10 protein-coding genes are annotated in these 17,879 nt (G+C 32.5%); 6 read left to right on the top strand and 4 right to left on the bottom strand.

Annotated elements, in window-relative coordinates:
* The first annotated feature begins 475 nt into the window (after positions 1-475).
* The 5 genes from leuS to fldA all read left to right on the top strand — a co-directional run bounded on the left by leuS (position 476) and on the right by fldA (position 7,798).
* Positions 476-3,058, top strand: a complete 2,583-nt coding sequence (leuS, locus tag A4A67_RS01575; RefSeq protein WP_067569616.1) for a leucine--tRNA ligase — start codon at positions 476-478, stop codon at positions 3,056-3,058.
* Positions 3,059-3,249: 191 nt separating this feature from the next.
* The gene (holA, locus tag A4A67_RS01580; RefSeq protein WP_067569619.1) at positions 3,250-4,251 is read left to right on the top strand and encodes a DNA polymerase III subunit delta; all 1,002 of its coding nucleotides are present in this window, start codon (positions 3,250-3,252) and stop codon (positions 4,249-4,251) included.
* Positions 4,252-4,832: 581 nt separating this feature from the next.
* Positions 4,833-5,504, top strand: coding sequence for a lipoyl(octanoyl) transferase LipB (lipB, locus tag A4A67_RS01585; RefSeq protein WP_067569622.1), 672 nt, complete (start codon positions 4,833-4,835; stop codon positions 5,502-5,504).
* A gap of 83 nt (positions 5,505-5,587) precedes the next feature.
* Entirely contained in the window at positions 5,588-6,553 is a 966-nt protein-coding gene (gene lipA, locus A4A67_RS01590; RefSeq protein ID WP_082797671.1) for a lipoyl synthase, read from the top strand.
* Between the two features lie 732 nt (positions 6,554-7,285).
* Complete coding sequence (gene fldA / locus A4A67_RS01595; RefSeq protein WP_067569625.1) at positions 7,286-7,798, top strand: flavodoxin FldA; 513 nt, start codon at positions 7,286-7,288, stop codon at positions 7,796-7,798.
* Between the two features lie 53 nt (positions 7,799-7,851).
* Here the strand turns inward: fldA and glnS are convergent, their stop codons facing one another.
* A complete protein-coding gene (gene glnS, locus A4A67_RS01600; RefSeq protein ID WP_067569628.1) occupies positions 7,852-9,528 on the bottom strand; it encodes a glutamine--tRNA ligase in 1,677 nt (558 codons plus the stop codon).
* A 1,271-nt stretch (positions 9,529-10,799) separates the two neighbouring features.
* On the opposite strand from glnS, the gene A4A67_RS01605 reads away from it, so the two are divergent.
* The gene (locus A4A67_RS01605) at positions 10,800-11,375 is read left to right on the top strand and encodes an NfuA family Fe-S biogenesis protein (RefSeq protein ID WP_067569631.1); all 576 of its coding nucleotides are present in this window, start codon (positions 10,800-10,802) and stop codon (positions 11,373-11,375) included.
* Positions 11,376-11,478: 103 nt separating this feature from the next.
* On the opposite strand, the gene lpdA is transcribed toward A4A67_RS01605, so the two are convergent.
* From lpdA to aceE, 3 genes are all read right to left on the bottom strand, one after another.
* Entirely contained in the window at positions 11,479-12,912 is a 1,434-nt protein-coding gene (gene lpdA / locus A4A67_RS01610) for a dihydrolipoyl dehydrogenase (RefSeq protein ID WP_067569634.1), read from the bottom strand.
* 93 nt (positions 12,913-13,005) lie between these two features.
* The gene (gene aceF / locus A4A67_RS01615; RefSeq protein ID WP_067569637.1) at positions 13,006-14,820 is read right to left on the bottom strand and encodes a pyruvate dehydrogenase complex dihydrolipoyllysine-residue acetyltransferase; all 1,815 of its coding nucleotides are present in this window, start codon (positions 14,818-14,820) and stop codon (positions 13,006-13,008) included.
* Between the two features lie 19 nt (positions 14,821-14,839).
* A complete protein-coding gene (gene aceE, locus A4A67_RS01620; protein ID WP_067569641.1) occupies positions 14,840-17,506 on the bottom strand; it encodes a pyruvate dehydrogenase (acetyl-transferring), homodimeric type in 2,667 nt (888 codons plus the stop codon).
* Positions 17,507-17,879: the final 373 nt, after the last annotated feature.

Here is a 17,879-nt window from a genome sequence, read left to right on the forward strand (position 1 = left end):
ACATAATTAGATGGACTTCTTAAAATAAAATACACATTTTTTTTACGTACTTACGTTATAATAAATCGTTTATTTTTTTCTAGTAATAAATATTCCATGCTTCGCGCTGAACTTTAATTACCACTGTACTCGTTGTAGTGAGTGGTATCAAGTAAAGATCTATATTCTGCAAATTATTATATACAACAAAATTAATCAAAATGATTTTTAAAATAGGCTTGATAAATAATTAATAATGAATAAAATGTAGATTTATCACATTATATAAACATTTGAGTACTCCTTCTATAGTCTACCTAGTAATAGAATAGCTAGGAGACGATATTATTAAGCATTAACATTTTATTACTGGAAATATGTAAAAATTGTATACTTTTTCATAAAGTTATGTGCTAAAGATATAGTATACTTAATAAAAATATTACAATTTTCAATTGTTATTATATTTCAGTTCCGTTAAGGAATACTATCTATTATGCAAGAAATTTATTGTCCAGAAGAGATAGAATCCACTGTCCAACAATATTGGCATAAAAATAATACTTTTAGAGTTATTGAAGATCTTAAAAAAGAAAAATATTACTGTCTTTCTATGCTTCCATATCCTTCTGGATCCTTACATATGGGACATGTGCGTAATTATACTATCGGCGATGTAATAGCTAGATATCAGCGCATGTTAGGAAAAAATGTTCTGCATCCCATAGGGTGGGATGCATTTGGTCTACCTGCTGAAAGTGCTGCACTAAAAAATAAGATTGCACCATCGCTTTGGACTTCCACTAATATCAATAATATGAAAAAACAACTAAAATTGTTAGGATTCAGTTATGATTGGAGCCGCGAGATTACTACATGTAGCCCAGAATATTACCGTTGGGAACAATGGTTTTTTATTTATTTATATAAAAAAGGTCTAGTATATAAAAAGAAGGCTGCTGTTAACTGGTGTCCACAAGATAAGACAGTACTTGCTAATGAACAAGTTATTGAAGGCTGCTGTTGGCGTTGTGATACCAAGGTTGAACGGAAAGAAATTTCACAGTGGTTTCTAAAAATTACTGCTTATGCAGATGAATTACTACAATCTTTAGATAAATTAGATGGTTGGTTCGAGCAAGTTAAAACTATGCAACGTAACTGGATAGGTCGTTCAGAAGGGATAGAGATTACATTTCAGGTCATAGATAGCGAAGAAAAGTTAACTATATATACTACCCGTCAAGATACTTTAATGGGTGTTACCTATATAGCTATAAGTGCTGGTCATCCTCTATCGTTGCAAGCAGCAACAACTAATTCCGCATTAGCAGATTTTATCCATAAATTACGTACGACAATAGTGTTAGAAGTAGATGTTGTTACAATGGAAAAAATAGGAATGGAAACTGGATTTTTCGTTCGGCATCCATTGAATGAAGAGATATTACCAGTATGGGTTGCTAATTTTGTATTAGATTACGGTACTAACGCTATCATGGCCGTGCCAGGACATGATCAACGAGATTTTGAATTTGCACATAAATATAATTTACCGATTAAGCCAGTTATTCTCAATGCTGATGGAAGTAAACCAGATATCAGTATCAAGGCCATGACAAAAAAAGGAGTATTGTTTAATTCTGGAGAATTCGATGGTCTAGACTTTAAAACAGGATCTAGAGCAATTTCTGATGCACTGATGTCACGCAATATTGGTAAACGCAAAATAAACTATCGATTGCATGATTGGGGAGTTTCTAGACAGCGTTACTGGGGGACACCTATTCCTATGATGACACTTGAAAACGGTACTATTGTTCCCACTCCTGAAGATCAACTTCCAGTTATACTACCAGAATACTTGATGATAGACGGAATTTCTAATACTTTAAAATCAGATACTAATTGGGTTAGGACAACTTATCAGGGAAAACCTGCTCTGCGGGAAACAGATACTTTTGATACCTTTATGGAATCTTCATGGTATTATGCGCGTTATACATGTCCTAGTTATAAACTAGGCATGTTAGATTCTACTGCTGCCAACTATTGGTTACCTGTAGATCAATATATTGGTGGTATTGAACACGCGGTTATGCATTTAATGTATTTTCGTTTTTATCATAAGCTACTGCGTGATGCGGGGATGGTTATTTCTGATGAGCCAGCTAAAAGATTGCTTTGTCAGGGTATGGTTTTGGCTGATGCATTCTATTATATAGCTGATAACGGTGAACGCGTATGGGTATCACCTCTAAAGATAAATATTGAACGTGATAAAAAAGGTCGCATAATTAAAGCAACAGATTTTTTAGGACATAATCTAGTATATGCCGGTATGAGTAAAATGTCTAAATCAAAAAATAATGGTATTAACCCTAAAGAAATAGTTGAAAAATATGGTGCTGATACCGTACGACTTTTTATGATGTTTGCCTCTCCAGCAGAAATGACGCTAGAATGGCAAAAATCAGGAATTGAAGGATCTAACAGATTCATAAAACGCTTCTGGAAACTAGCTTATGAACATAAGCAACATATAGGATTATTCAGATCTTTGAATCTAATGTCTTTAAATAAAAGTCAAAAGACCCTACGTCGTGAAGTACATAAAACTATAGCTAAAGTTACTGATGATATTGATCGTCGTCAGACATTTAATACTGCAATTGCTGCTATTATGGAACTGATAAATAAGTTAATACATATGGACCAACATACTGAGCAGGATTATGCCCTTATGCATGAATCATTAATGGCAGTAGTACGAATGCTTTATCCTTTTATACCTCATACGTGCTTTATTATTTGGCGAGCACTAGGAGGAGAAGGTGATATTGATAACGCACAATGGCCGGTAGCTGATAAAACCGCTCTAGTTGAAGATGCTAAGCTGATAGTAATTCAAGTTAACGGAAAGCTACGGGGGAAAATGATTTTTCCTGTAGATGCAGATGAAACTAGAGTATGTGAGCATGCTTATCAAGAAGAGATGGTAGCAAAATATATCGCAGGTACAAAAATTAGTAAGGTTATTTATATACCAGGTAAATTACTTAATATTGTCGTAAGTTAAATGGATATTTCTACGATATCGCAGAAATATTTTTATTATTTTTTTTATTGTAACAATGATCATTACATGATGTTTTAACAGTATTAGCTAAATAGATAAATAAATATTTACATACAAAATTTAAACAATAGCTGAATTATGATTAAAATTACTTTTATTTTTCTTTTGCTTATAAAGCAGCGAGTAGTGCTATAATACGTTTGTATGCTGAACAGTTAAATGTGCAGCTACAGGAATCATTAAGTTCCTGTTATTTGTTGTTTGGTAATGAACCGCTTCTATTACGAGAAAGCCAGGATCAAATTTGTAGCATGGCTAGAAAGCAACAGTTCAATGAACGTTTTAACATAATACTAGACGCGAATACTGATTGGTATTCGATATTCAATTTATGTAAGGCACGCAGCTTATTTAGTAGTCGTCAGGTTTTACTGCTTATTCTTCAAGAAGGAAGCATAAAATATGAAATAGAAGATAATTTGTTACAGTTATCGTCACTGCTGCATGACGATTTGCTACTTATTATACGGGGTACTAATCTAACCAGTACCTTAGAAAAGAGCGCTTGGTTCAATGCTTTTAAATCAATTGCTGTATTGGTAAGCTGTATTACTCCTGAACAATCGCAACTACCAAATTGGGTGATGAAACGTGCTAATAGCATGAATATAAAGCTAGATCATGCCGCTTGTAAACTTTTATGTTATTGTTATGAAGGAAATTTACCAGCACTAGTACAAACATTAGAAATGCTTGTTATTATTTATCCTGACCGTAATATGACATTTAAAAGGGTTGAAATAACAGTAAATGACGCTTCACACTTTACTTTATTTAATTTAGTAGATGCTGTATTAGCAGGTAAAAGCCAACGTGCTATACATATTATGCAACAGTTACAACTTGAAGCTACTGATCCGGTTATATTATTACGTTGGATCCAGCGTGAAATAATGCTATTATTAATACTTAAAAGACACACTACTGCTTTTTCTAGAGACATGCTCAAAAATTACAAAATATGGTATAAACGAAAATTACTTTTGAATCAAGCAGTAGGACGTTTTACTATGCTACAACTAAGAAATGCAATTGCGCTAGCTGCTAAAATAGAAATCTCGATAAAGCAAGATTATAACAACTATGTTTGGTCTGATTTGAATGCTTTAATACTAATATTATGCTGTACCTGAAGCTCAATTATCTAGATAAAAGTATCTAGAATTGTTTATTGGTAATATAGTTAGTTGTGTGGTTACTTTTTAGTGTACAATAATTAAGAAAAAATCCCGAAGCCATATTACTAGCTATATTTTTCCTTGTACCCTTATAAGTTTTTTAATGCATAATATATCAGAGATATCGAGTAATAAATACGTACCAGATGTTGAAGAAATTACTAATTTGTCTGGCGGGGTACTCTTAGTAGGATAAAAACTAAGGATTATTGGAGTGATGCAGCTTTATTTATAGTGTAGTTATATTATGATAGTTTTAATTTTTGGTTTAGTAATATCAATCAATATATATAAAGATAAATATTTTATTTAACAGATTAACAAAAATTAAATAATAATATTAAAAATACGCTTTTCTTTTCAAGAAGAATTAAAAAGACACTTAATTAGTTACTGTTACTCTACTTACCTTATTTTTAAAATATCGTTATTTAAATATTAAAATTAACAGCAAAGATAAAAATAATTTCTATTACTTTTGTAGTAAATAGAAACTTTGTATGAGAAGCTAGGATAAATAGTGATATACAGACAGAATCAGGATAATAATTATAATTATTAGACAACTTGGTATTCAGCCTTATAAGCGTGTGTGGTTAGCCATGCACCGATTTACAGATAAACGTAATAAAATTAGTGACGACGAAATATGGCTAGTACAACATCTTCCAGTATTTACTCAAGGACATGCAGGTAATGCTAATCATTTGCGTCAACCTGGAGTTATTCCAGTTATTAAAAGTGATCGCGGGGGGCATATAACCTTTCATGCACCAGGACAACAAATAGTTTATGTTCTGCTAGACTTGCGCCGTAGGAAACTATTAGTACGCAATCTAATCAATTTGTTAGAGAAAACGGTAATAGCTACTTTAGCGCGCTTTTCTATTGATGCTTATGCTCGTACCAATGCACCTGGTGTTTATGTTGGAGTACAAAAAATTTGTTCTTTAGGGTTACGTATCCGAAAAGGATGTACTTTACACGGTCTGGCACTAAATGTATCTATGGATTTATCACCTTTTCTGCGTATTAACCCCTGTGGATATTTTGGACTTTCTATGACTCAAGTAACAGATATTGTTCCTAATACCAGCGTAGAAGAAATAGTACCTATATTATTGAATGAATGTCTAGGTAGGCTAGAATCAGACTCTCCTTTAGTAGAGATAGAGAGCTGGGATCCTTCAATATACAGCGTAATTTAAGAAATACTTTTATATTAAAGTAATAAAATGATTGAATTATTATTTATAACTTATAAAAAATTTAAGTATGGACTTATACTCTTATGAGAAAATCGATTAAAATAAAATTTAATAGTAAAGATGATGATACTAAATCAAAAGAATCAAGTACTGAAAAAAATAAATCGTTAGAAAATAAAAAAATTTTACGTAAGCCATCTTGGATGAAAATTAAAATTCCTGTTGACTTAACCCGTATTCAGGGTATAAAAGCTATAATGCGTAAAAATAATTTGCACTCAGTATGCGAAGAAGCATCTTGCCCCAATCTTGCTGAATGTTTTAACTCTGGTACTGCTACATTTATGATTTTGGGTACTATTTGCACACGAAATTGCCCATTTTGCGATGTAACACACGGGAGACCAGCACCATATAATTCTCATGAACCTGAAAAGTTAGCGCAAACTATTGCTGATATGAATTTGCACTATGTTGTAATAACTTCTGTAAATCGTGATGACCTGCGAGACGGTGGTGCTCAGCATTTTGCTGATTGTATTAGCGCTATCAGAGCTAAGAATCCTTCAATTCATATCGAAGCTTTGGTTCCTGACTTTCGTCGTTGTATGGAATTAGCATTAGATATAATCCACGATACACCTCCTAATATTTTTAACCACAATTTAGAAAATGTGCCACGTCTTTATCGTTATGTTCGTCCTGGAGCCGATTATCAACGTTCACTAAAATTACTGGAACGTTTTAAAGCAGTTCATCCACATCTACCGACAAAATCGGGATTAATGTTAGGATTAGGAGAAACAAAAACTGAAATTCTTGATACTATGTACGATTTACGTCGTAATGGAGTCACAATGCTTACTATTGGTCAATATCTACAACCTAGCATAAATCACTTATCCGTTAAACGTTATGTAAGTCCTAAGGAATTTGATGAAATCAAACAAAAAGCTTTTGCAATGGGTTTTACTCATGCATCTTGCGGTCCTTTGGTTCGTTCCTCCTATCATGCTAATTTACAATATCAAGGTATAGAAGTAAAATAAACCATCAACAATAAAGTAAACTAATGTATATAGAATTACAGTAACTAATTTATTATATAGTAGCTAATTATTTAAAATAACTAGAGAATATTTTTCTCTACTAGTAGTAGAATCAAAATCATAGATACTGAAATGCGATTCTTTATCTTTTTTGATTCAGGTGTCTCTTTATTCAATATAACATTGTAGGCGAATTTAATAAAAAAATTTTCTTATTGCTTAGTTTCAAAATTAAATATGGTATTATTATTAGCGAATAGAAACCTTCCCTAAAAAATTAGGGGGGTTCTGTTAATTTATAATAAATTACCGCGTAGCTTAGGTATTGGTTCCCAACGGAGCTCCGTACCTGCTTCCATAAGCAGAGTGTAGGTCCAGCAACCAGTGTATTCAGTGAACCTTTGACCATTGGCCAATAAAAATTTTTGCAATCATATTTGATTTTTAAAACAAATAATATTCTTACATTTTTTAAAAATTAGATAATCATTAGAAAAATTTATTGATAGTGGGTTCCAGTATCTATCAGCCTTGGTTTGTTGAAACTAAGTTCTGCTAGTAGTTGCGGATCTACAAGTTGTTACTTTTAAGATGGTTTTGATAAATTTTAAAAAATTATGATTTTATCTAAACATTACTATAATAATACATACAGTAAAATATATCTTTATTTTTAAAAAAGTAGCATTATTTATGAGTATATATTATTGTTATATTTGTAGGAGCTTGTTAATGGCAAAGATAGGAATTTTTTTTGGTAGTGATACGGGTAATACTGCTAATATTGCTCAAATGATTCAGAAGCAACTGAGTACTAATGTTGCTGATATTTTTGATATTATTAATAGTCGCAAAGAAGATATAGAACAATATAATCGTTTATTTTTTGGTATACCAACTTGGTATTACGGTGAAGCCCAGTGCGATTGGGATGATTTTTTTCCGACATTAAAAAATATCGATTTTAGCGGTAAGCTTGTGGCTCTATTCGGTTGTGGCGATCAAGAAGATTATGCAGAATATTTCTGTGACGCTATGGGTACTTTACGAAATATTATTGAACCTAATGGTGCCAAATTTGTAGGTCGTTGGCCTACGATAGGTTATAAATTTGAGGAATCTAAAGGACTTGTTGATGAAGATCACTTTATTGGTTTACCTATTGATGAAAACAGACAGCCTGAACTTACCGACGAGCGTGTTAAAATATGGGTAAAAAATGTTTGTAAAGAGATGAATATTTAGGTAATTAAAATTTGTTGTTCTGTATTTTAGGAAATAAACATATTTAAATTTTTTTAAGTATATTTTTTAAATTCTAAAGAATCACGCAGTTTTACTGTTCTATTAAATACTAGATATGAAGTACTAACAGATCGGCTATCAGCGTAAAAATATCCTTCTCTTTCAAACTGAAATGGTTTACTTATGTTAGCTAATACACTAGATTCTACAAAACCATAGCGAATTATTAGTGAATCAGGATTCAACGTTGAAAGAAAATTTTTTTCTATTGTTGGATAAACATGATTAAATAATCTATTATAAAGACGAAACTCAGCTTTGATATTATTTGTTGCTGATACCCAATGGATTACCCCTTTTATCTTACGACCATTCAAAGGATTTTTATTTAAAGTATATGGATCATGGCAACAAAAAATAGTTTTAATTTTTCCTTGGGAATTTTTTTCAATACGTTTAGCTTTAATTACATAAGAATAGCGTAAGCGTACTTCTTTACCAAGTACTAAACGTTTGTATTGGTTATTAGAAGATTCTTCACGGAAATCTTCTTGATCAATATAAATTTCTCTACTAAAAGTTACCTGACGGATCCCCATTTCTGGCCTATTTGGATGGTTAGGCATAACAATATTTTGTTCATATCCAATAGGAAAACTTTCAATAACTATCAGTATAGGATTAATTATTGCCATAGCACGCGGTGCGTTATTATTTAGTTCTTCGCGAATACAAGATTCAAGAGCAGCTATTTCTACATGATTGTCTTTTTTCGTTATATGAATACGGTTACAAAATTCACGAATAGAGGCTGCTGTATAACCCCGACGGCGTAAACCTGAAATTGTAGGCATACGTGGATCATCCCAACCATCAACAATTTTTTTCATTACTAGCAAATTAAGCTTCCGTTTAGACATAAGCGTATACTCGATATTCAGACGAGAAAATTCATACTGCCTGGGATGTACGTCAATTGTAATGTGATCTAGAATCCAATCATATAATCGTCTATTATCCTGAAATTCTAGTGTGCATAACGAATGAGTTATACCTTCTAACGCATCAGAGATACAATGAGTAAAATCATACATAGGATAAATGCACCACTTATCACCAGTTTTATGGTGATTAACGAATTTGATTCTATATAACACAGGATCTCGCATTACCATAAATGGTGATGTCATATCGATGATTGCTCTAAGGCATGCTTTACCTTCTGGAAATTCTCCATTGCGCATTTTTAAGAATAGAGATAAGTTTTCTTCTATAGTTTGATTACGGTAAGGGCTATTTTTACCAGGTTGTGTCAACGTACCGCGATAATTGTGAATTTCTTCTGGAGATAATTGATCTACATATGCTAGTCCTTTGCTAATTAACTCTAACGCATATTCATATATTTTATCGAAATAATCAGATGAATAACAAATTTTTCCGCTCCATTTAAAACCCAGCCATTGTACATCGTACTTTATAGATTTAATATATTCTAAATGTTCTTTCACTGGATTTGTATCGTCAAAACGTAGATTACATTTACCTCTATAATCTTGAGCAATACCGAAATTTAGGCAAATAGATTTTGCATGACCAATATGTAAATAACCATTAGGCTCTGGAGGAAAACGGGTACACACTGATTTATGCTTACCAGCAGCTAAATCTGCGTCGATAATTTTCCGAATAAAATTAGTTGGTGGACACGAATGATTATCTTTAATCATATTATTCCTCTAGTAAATCACAAAAAATATTCTTATAAATACAATCTAGCTGTAAAATATTAACTATAGTTAGTTATAAAATACAACAATAATCATGCATATGATTGCTATTTCTTGATATCTCAGAAGCTTTAATGCTAACATAACTTAACCATTAAAGTAATGTATAACTCTTAAAACAGTGAATATCTATGTTTTATTATATAGTTGTCTTTGACAGTTTCCCAAAGGAACCGATATAAGTCAGTAGCAAACTATTTACATTACTTCTTTAAAAAAAGTTACATAATACATGAGGACAATTATTTTCCTATGCGCTTGCACGTTATCTATTTCTGATGATAAAAAAAAATAAATTAAACAACTATTATGTTATAGTTGTTGATAAGTTATCAAAATGAGTCATATTAATTAATGTCAACTGAAGGATAGACATATCCGTGATATAATATTCCATGTTGTGATATATGCTATAGTTTCGCAAAAATTTTCTTCTTATAAATAGAAGACGTTGGTAAACAGGACAACACTACGCGTATTTATTTAATAAGCAGACAGCTATATTTCAATAGTACTGATACTAATATCAATTCTTGCTGTTCATAATTTTATCAAAAACATCACTGTTACCAATTACGTACAATTTTATTAAGATATGTGGGACCTTTGTGATGTTTTCTTGCTTTATTTAAAACAAATTGCTAACTGGTAGGACGCTAATTTATCATCTATGAGTGAGTTAAGGCAGCAATAAGCAATATCATTATCAATAGCTGTCATTATGAATTCACATACTAAAACATATTTTTTTATAAGAGTTTTTTAAGCAATTTTTGTGAAGCTTTACGAGTAAATATTTTTTCTGTTTAGTTTTCAGTTGTTATATTATTTTATGAAAACTACTTTCCAGTAGTTTTTTTCAGGTAACTCAACGTTTTTATTAATTTTGAACTCATCTGTTAGCTTGGAAAAGATTTTTTTATAGTAATAGCATTTGGACAGTTCTTTTTTCTTATATTTTGTATTTAAGCAAGAATATATTTTCTCTATAAATCACCAATTATAGTTTATTCCATCCCTGCGCTATTCGTCTGTGCGAAAATTATGGTGGTGCTTGCTATCTAATAATAATTTTACATATTAGCTAGTAGTGACGCATTGTTAATTTACGTATAGATTTCATTAGTAATTTTTTGTATTGATATGAAAAATGTGTATAATAATTGATATTTTTATATATGCTTTTATTGCAAAAATTTAGGTATTTATTTATGATATTTATTACCGATACGGCTCAGAAATATTTTGCTAAATTATTAATAAATAAGAAATTTGGATCTCAAATACGTGTATTTGTTGTAAATCCAGGAACACCTAATGCTAAATGTGGCGTTTCTTATTGCTCTCCAGATACAATTAAAAAAACTGACAAAAAAATCAAATTCGATAAAATTGAAATTTATGTAGATAAGATCTCAAAATCTTACTTGCAAGATGCAGAAATAGATTTGTTAATTGATAAGTTAGGTTTTCAGCTAATATTCAAAGCTCCTAATGCAAAAATACCTCAATTAAGTAATGAAGCCACGCTTTTTGATCGTGTAGAATACATGCTACAGTCACAAATAAATCCACTGTTAGCTAACCATGGCGGTCATGTGAAGCTGATAAAAATTACGGATAATATGCTGGCTATACTGCAATTTAAAGGTAGATGTAATGGATGTTCTATGGTAAACTATACTCTTACAGAAGGAATTGAAAAAAAAATACTTAAAAAGTTTCCTGAGCTAAAAGGAGTTATAGATGCAACAAAGTCTCAAATAGAAAACAATTACTATTCTTAAAAAAGAAAGACTTTCTAAAAGAACTCTTAAAGTTATTTAATTATCTTTAATATATTTTTTCAATATGAAATAGAATTGGTTCTTTCAAGAATAAGTGAAACAACTAAGTACTATTTCTTTGTTTAGCTTTTATATTAGGCAAATCAGTAATAGTACCTTCGTAAATTTCAGCAGCTAGACCTACAGATTCATGTAGCGTCGGATGCATATGAATAGTTAACGCTATATCTTCAGCATCGCATCCCATTTCAATGGCTAAACTAATTTCTCCCAGTATTTCGCTACCATTTACTCCAACTATAGCACCGCCTATTATTTTATGGGTTTCTTTATTAAAAATTAGTTTAGTCATACCATCTTGGTAATTTGAAGCTATTGCTTTACCAGATGCAGACCACGGAAAAACAGCAATTTCATAGCTAATACCTTTCTTTTTAGCTTCTTTTTCTGTTATACCAACCCATGCAACTTCTGGTTCTGTATAAGCTACAGATGGAATAACTATTGGATCGAAATAATGTTTTTTACCTGCGATAACTTCAGCAGCAATATGGCCTTCATGAGTACCTTTATGTGCTAGCATAGGTTGACCGATTATATCGCCAATAGCGTATATATGCGGTACATTCGTGCGCATTTGTTTATCTACGTGAATAAAACCATGAGAATCTACTTTTATCCCAGCTATTCCCGCATTAAGTAATTTACCATTAGGTATACGGCCTATAGCTACCAGTATAATGTCATAACGCTGTGCTGTTTCTGGAGCTTTTTTTCCTTCCATACTTACATACACGCCGCTTTTTTTAGTTTCTACTGCAGTTACTTTAGTTTCCAACATTAAGTTGCAATTATTATTAATTTTATTAGTTAATATTTTAACAACGTCTTTATCTGCTACTGGGATAACTTGATCTGATACTTCCACTATATCAATTTTTGATCCTAGAGCGTGGTAAATAGTAGCCATTTCTAAACCTATAATTCCACCGCCTATAATTAATAGACGCTTAGGAACTGAAATTAATGCTAGAGCATCAGTAGAATTCCATATTCTAGGATCTTCATAAGGGATAAAAGGTAGTTGAATAGGACGAGATCCAGCAGCAATAATAGCATTCTCGAAGGTAATGTTGGTAATTTCATTTTTGTTTTCCACCTTAATAGTGTTAGTTCCGGTAAATTTACCATAACCTTTGATCACTTTTACCTTACGATCTGTTGACATAACGTTAAGGCCGTTAGTCAACTTACTAACTACTTTTTCTTTCCATGTACGTATTTTATCTATATCTATTTTTGGATTGCTGAAGTAAATACCATTGTTACTTAATTCTTTGGCCTCTTTAATAACTTTAGCGACGTGCAATAATGCTTTAGATGGGATACAGCCTACATTTAAACAAACTCCGCCAAGAACAGAATAACGTTCTATTATAACTGTTTCTAAACCTAGATCTGTACAGCGAAATGCTGCTGAATATCCACTAGGACCAGAACCAAGTACTACAACCTTAGTTTTTATTTCATTAATCATTGTTACCTCGGAATTTTTTAGAAGATAAAAAAGAGATGTTATCTAACATATGAGTTAGATAGAATAGTATTTCTAATATTTTATGTATTATTGTTACATTAATAAATAACGAATATCTGATATTATATTATTAATAAAACTAATAAAACGGGCACCATCAGCGCCATCTATAACTCTATGATCATAAGACAACGATAGAGGTAATTTTAGTCGGGGCGTGAATTTTTTTCCGTTCCATACAGGCTTCATAGTAGATTTGGAAACTCCAAGTATTGCTACTTCTGGCGCATTAACTATAGGAGTGAATGCTGTACCACCTATGTTTCCTAAACTAGAGATAGTAAAGGAACCTCCTTGTATATCTGAAGATATTAACTTTCCAGAACGGGACTTTTTTGATATTTCTGCCAATTCCCTGGATATTTCTAAAATACCTTTCTTATTAACATTGCGAAAAACTGGGACCACTAACCCATTTGGGGTATCTACTGCAACACCTATATTAATATATTTTTTCAAAATGAGTTTGTTATTTTTATCAGATAGCGAACTATTAAAACGCGGAAACGTTTCTAGAGCTTTAGAAACAGCTTTAATAATAAAACCTAGCAAAGTTATTTTTATTTCTAATTTTTTTTTCTCCGCTTCTGCATTGTGATTTTTGCGAAATTCTTCTATTTCAGTAATATCGGCTTCATCAAACTGGGTTACATGAGGAATAATCATCCAATTGCGGTGTAAGTTAGCACTAGATATTTTTTGAATTCTAGTAAGTTCCACTTCTATAGTTTCACCGAACTTGCTGAAGTCTAATTTTGGCCATGGCAATAATTCCGGTAGAGAATGACAGTTGGATATAACATGTGTAGTTTCTGCTTTGTTAACTGTATTTTTTATGTATTCTTTTATATCTTCACGTAAAATTCTCCCTTTATGTCCCGTTCCTTTAACGTGAGCTAGATTTATATCAAATTCGCGTGCTATTCTTCGTATAACTGGAGTAGCATGAACATAATCTTTCTTATTAATCAACTCGTTTTTTCTTTCATATCTCGATATTTCAGAAATATCGAGATTCTTCTTAGTAACCTTATTTTTTTTATCTAAAACTACCTCAGTAGAAAATTTTTTGTCAGTAGGCGCAGTACTTTCAATATCAAATACCATAATTATGGAACCGGTTTTTACTTTATTGCCAACATTAACTTTAATTTCTTTAACAGTACCATCAAACGGCGCCGGGACTTCTATGGAAACTTTATCTCCTTCTACGGTAAGAATTGATTGCTCTTTGGTTATTTTATCGCCTACCTTTACCATAACTTCAGTTACTTCTAATTCATCATTGCCAATATCCGGCATATGAACGTTGTTGTTTATCTTTAGATCCTTCATTATATTAGTTGATACAGCATTATCGCTGCATTCTTTGACCTCAAACATCATAATAATTGATCCCGTTTTCACTTTATTGCCAACATTAACTTTAATGTCTTTAACAGTACCATCGAACGGCGCTGGTACTTCCATGGAAACTTTATCTCCTTCTACAGTAAGAATTGATTGCTCTTTGGTTATTTTATCGCCTACTGTTACTAAAACATCAGTAACCTCTACTTCGTCAATTCCGATATCTGGAACTTTAACCTCTTTTAGCTGTGCAGCAGTATGAATATCATTTTCATCAACAATCATAATCAAATTACCAGTAGTTATTTTATCTCCAACCGCAACTTTAATATCTTTTACTAATCCTGAATGCGGAGAGTGAATTTCTATGGAAGGAAGAATTCCTTTTACGATAATAATAGATTGTTCTTCTGTAATTTTATCGCCGACACTAACTAGTACTTTAGTAACTTCTACTTGATATTCACCAATATCTGGTAATTTAATATTAATAGCCATTATTTAAGTTGCCTCTTCCTTACGCTATACTTGGGTTAACTTTATTAACATCTATGCCAAATTTATTAATAGCCTGAGCTACTTTATCAGCGCTGATATCGCCTCGTTTAGCTAATACACTAAGTGCTGCTATTACAATATAGCTAGTATCTACTTCAAAGTGATGACGTAAGTTTTTTCTGCTATCGGAACGACCAAAACCATCTGTACCTAGAACTAAAAACTCTTTTGCAGGAATAAATTTGCGTATTTGCTCAGCTAATATTTTCATATAGTCAGTTGCTACTATTACTGGAGCATCATTCAATATTGTGGTTACATAAGGTACGTGCGGTGTTTCAGTTGGATGCAGCATATTCCAGCGATCGCATTCTTGACCGTCGCGTGCTAGTTCAGTAAAAGATGTGACACTATAAACATCAGAACCCACTTTATATTCTTGAAACAAAATCTGCTTCGCTTCACACAAATGACGCAGAATAGCGCCTGAACCCATCAACTGCACTTTTAATTTAATATCTTCAGAAATTTCCAGTTTATAAATACCCTTACGAATCCCATTTTCTACGCCTTTAGGCATAGCCGGCATGGCATATTTTTCGTTTATAGTAGTCAAATAATAGTAAATATTTTCTTGTTTAGAACCATACATTCTAGTAAGCCCATCGTGCATTATGATTGCCACTTCATAAGCATAGGCTGGATCATAAGAAATACAATTAGGAACTGTTAACGCTTGAATATGGCTATGACCATCTGCATGCTGTAAACCTTCTCCATTCAAAGTAGTACGTCCTGATGTGGCTCCTATTAGGAAACCCCGAGCCTGCTGGTCTCCAGCAGCCCAACAGAGATCGCCGATACGTTGGAAACCAAACATAGAATAGTAAATATAGAAAGGAATCATAGGAAAATCATTAGTACTATAGGAAGTAGCTGCTGCTAGCCAAGAAGAAGCAGCTCCTAGTTCATTGATTCCTTCCTGCAGTATTTGACCATTTTTGTCTTCACGGTAGTATGCTACTTGTTCGCGGTCCTGAGGCAGGTATTGCTGCCCGTTAGGACTATAAATTCCTATCTGTCTGAATAAACCTTCCATACCGAAAGTACGAGCTTCATCGGCAATAATTGGTACCAGTCGATCTTTGATCGACTTATTTTTCAACATTATGTTTAATACGCGAACGAAGGCAATAGTAGTAGAAATTTCTTTTTTCTGTTCTTTTAATAGAGAAGAGAAATCATCTATTTTAGGTAATTCTAGAGGTTGAGTGAAAGTTTTCAAGCGACTTGGTAGATACCCATACAATTGTTTACGATGTTCGTGTAGATAAGTGTGTTCTTCAGAACCATATTTAAAATTAATATACGGTAGTGATTCAATATGATCATCAGTAATAATACTTTTCAGGTTAAAACGATCGCGAAAATAGCAGATTCCTTCTATATTTATTTTTTTAACTTGGTGCGCAATATTCATTCCTTCTGCTGTTCTACCCATCCCGTAGCCTTTAATAGTATGAGCCAGAATTACTACAGGTTTACCTTTAATTTGCTTAGCCTTTAGCAAAGCTGCATAAATTTTTTTTGGATCATGCCCGCCTCTATTAAGAGCCCAAATCTCGTCATCGCTCATATTTTTCACTAACGCTGAAGTTTCTGCATATTTCCCAAAGAAATGTTCGCGTACATAGGCGCCATTTTTAGATTTTAAATTTTGATAGTCTCCGTCTACAGTTTCGTTCATTAGTTGAATTAATTTCCCAGAAGTATCTTTGCGCAGAAGATTATCCCAGCGACTTCCCCAAATTACCTTTATAACTTCCCATCCAGCGCCTCTAAAAATACCTTCTAGCTCATTGATTATTTTACCATTACCGTTAACAGGACCATCCAGACGTTGCAGGTTACAGTTAATAATAAATACTAGATTATCCAGTTTCTCACGTTTCGCTATGGTAATAGCTCCTTTGGATTCTGGTTCGTCCATTTCACCGTCGCCAAGAAAAGCGTAAACTGTCTGATTTCTTGTATCTTTTAAAGAACGGTGTTCTAGATACTTTAGGAATTTAGCTTGATAAATAGCGTTTATGGGACCAAGTCCCATTGAAACCGTAGGAAATTGCCAAAAATCAGGCATTAGCTTTGGATGCGGATAAGATGATAAACCTTTTCCATGCACTTCTTGGCGGAAGTTATTCATTTGGGTTTCAGTTATTCTACCTTCAAGAAAAGCTCTGGCATATATTCCAGGTGAAATATGGCCTTGAAAATAGACTAAATCCCCGCCATCGTTATTATTACGTGCGCGGAAAAAATGGTGAAAACATACTTCATAAATCGTAGCTGAAGACTGAAATGATGCTATATGACCTCCTAGTTCCAAATTTTTTTTCGAAGCATGCAGTACAATCATTACTGCATTCCAGCGAATAGCAGAACGTATACGACGTTCTATATCTAAATTGCCAGGATATTCAGGCTCTTCTTCGAAAGGAATAGTGTTGATATAATCACCTTTATCTGCCTCTGGTTCTGATCTATCTGGGTTCACTTGTTTTACTATTTTATTAACTAGGAATTGCGCGCGTTCGATACCTTCTTCACGGATAACCGATTCGATAGCTTGTAGCCATTCGCGTGTTTCGATCGGATCCATGTCATTATTGCACAAATTTTCTGACATGGTTGTATATTCCTTTTATATTAGTTTATATTCGCTCCTATTTATAGAGCTTATTTTTACTCAGATTCTGTTTGGTATTAATTAACACTATTAAATAAAATTTTGCTGTCACTTTCATAGTAATATTTGCATTACTGAAAATATTAGTACCTTAGATGTAAGATAATGTAATTATACGTATGCATATTTAATGAATACGATTAATTTCGCGATACAGATTATGTGTGAAAATTATTGCTTGTAATGTCTACTACAGTTTCTTTACAATCATAGAAGTATACCATGTTAATAAGAATGTGTGTTACTACAATTTTTACTGAAAAAGTAAAACTTGAAATAAATATTTTTATCTGAAAAAAAGATAATTATTAAA

The sequence above is a fragment of the Candidatus Mikella endobia genome (assembly GCF_900048045.1).
Classification (GTDB): domain Bacteria; phylum Pseudomonadota; class Gammaproteobacteria; order Enterobacterales; family Enterobacteriaceae; genus Mikella; species Mikella endobia.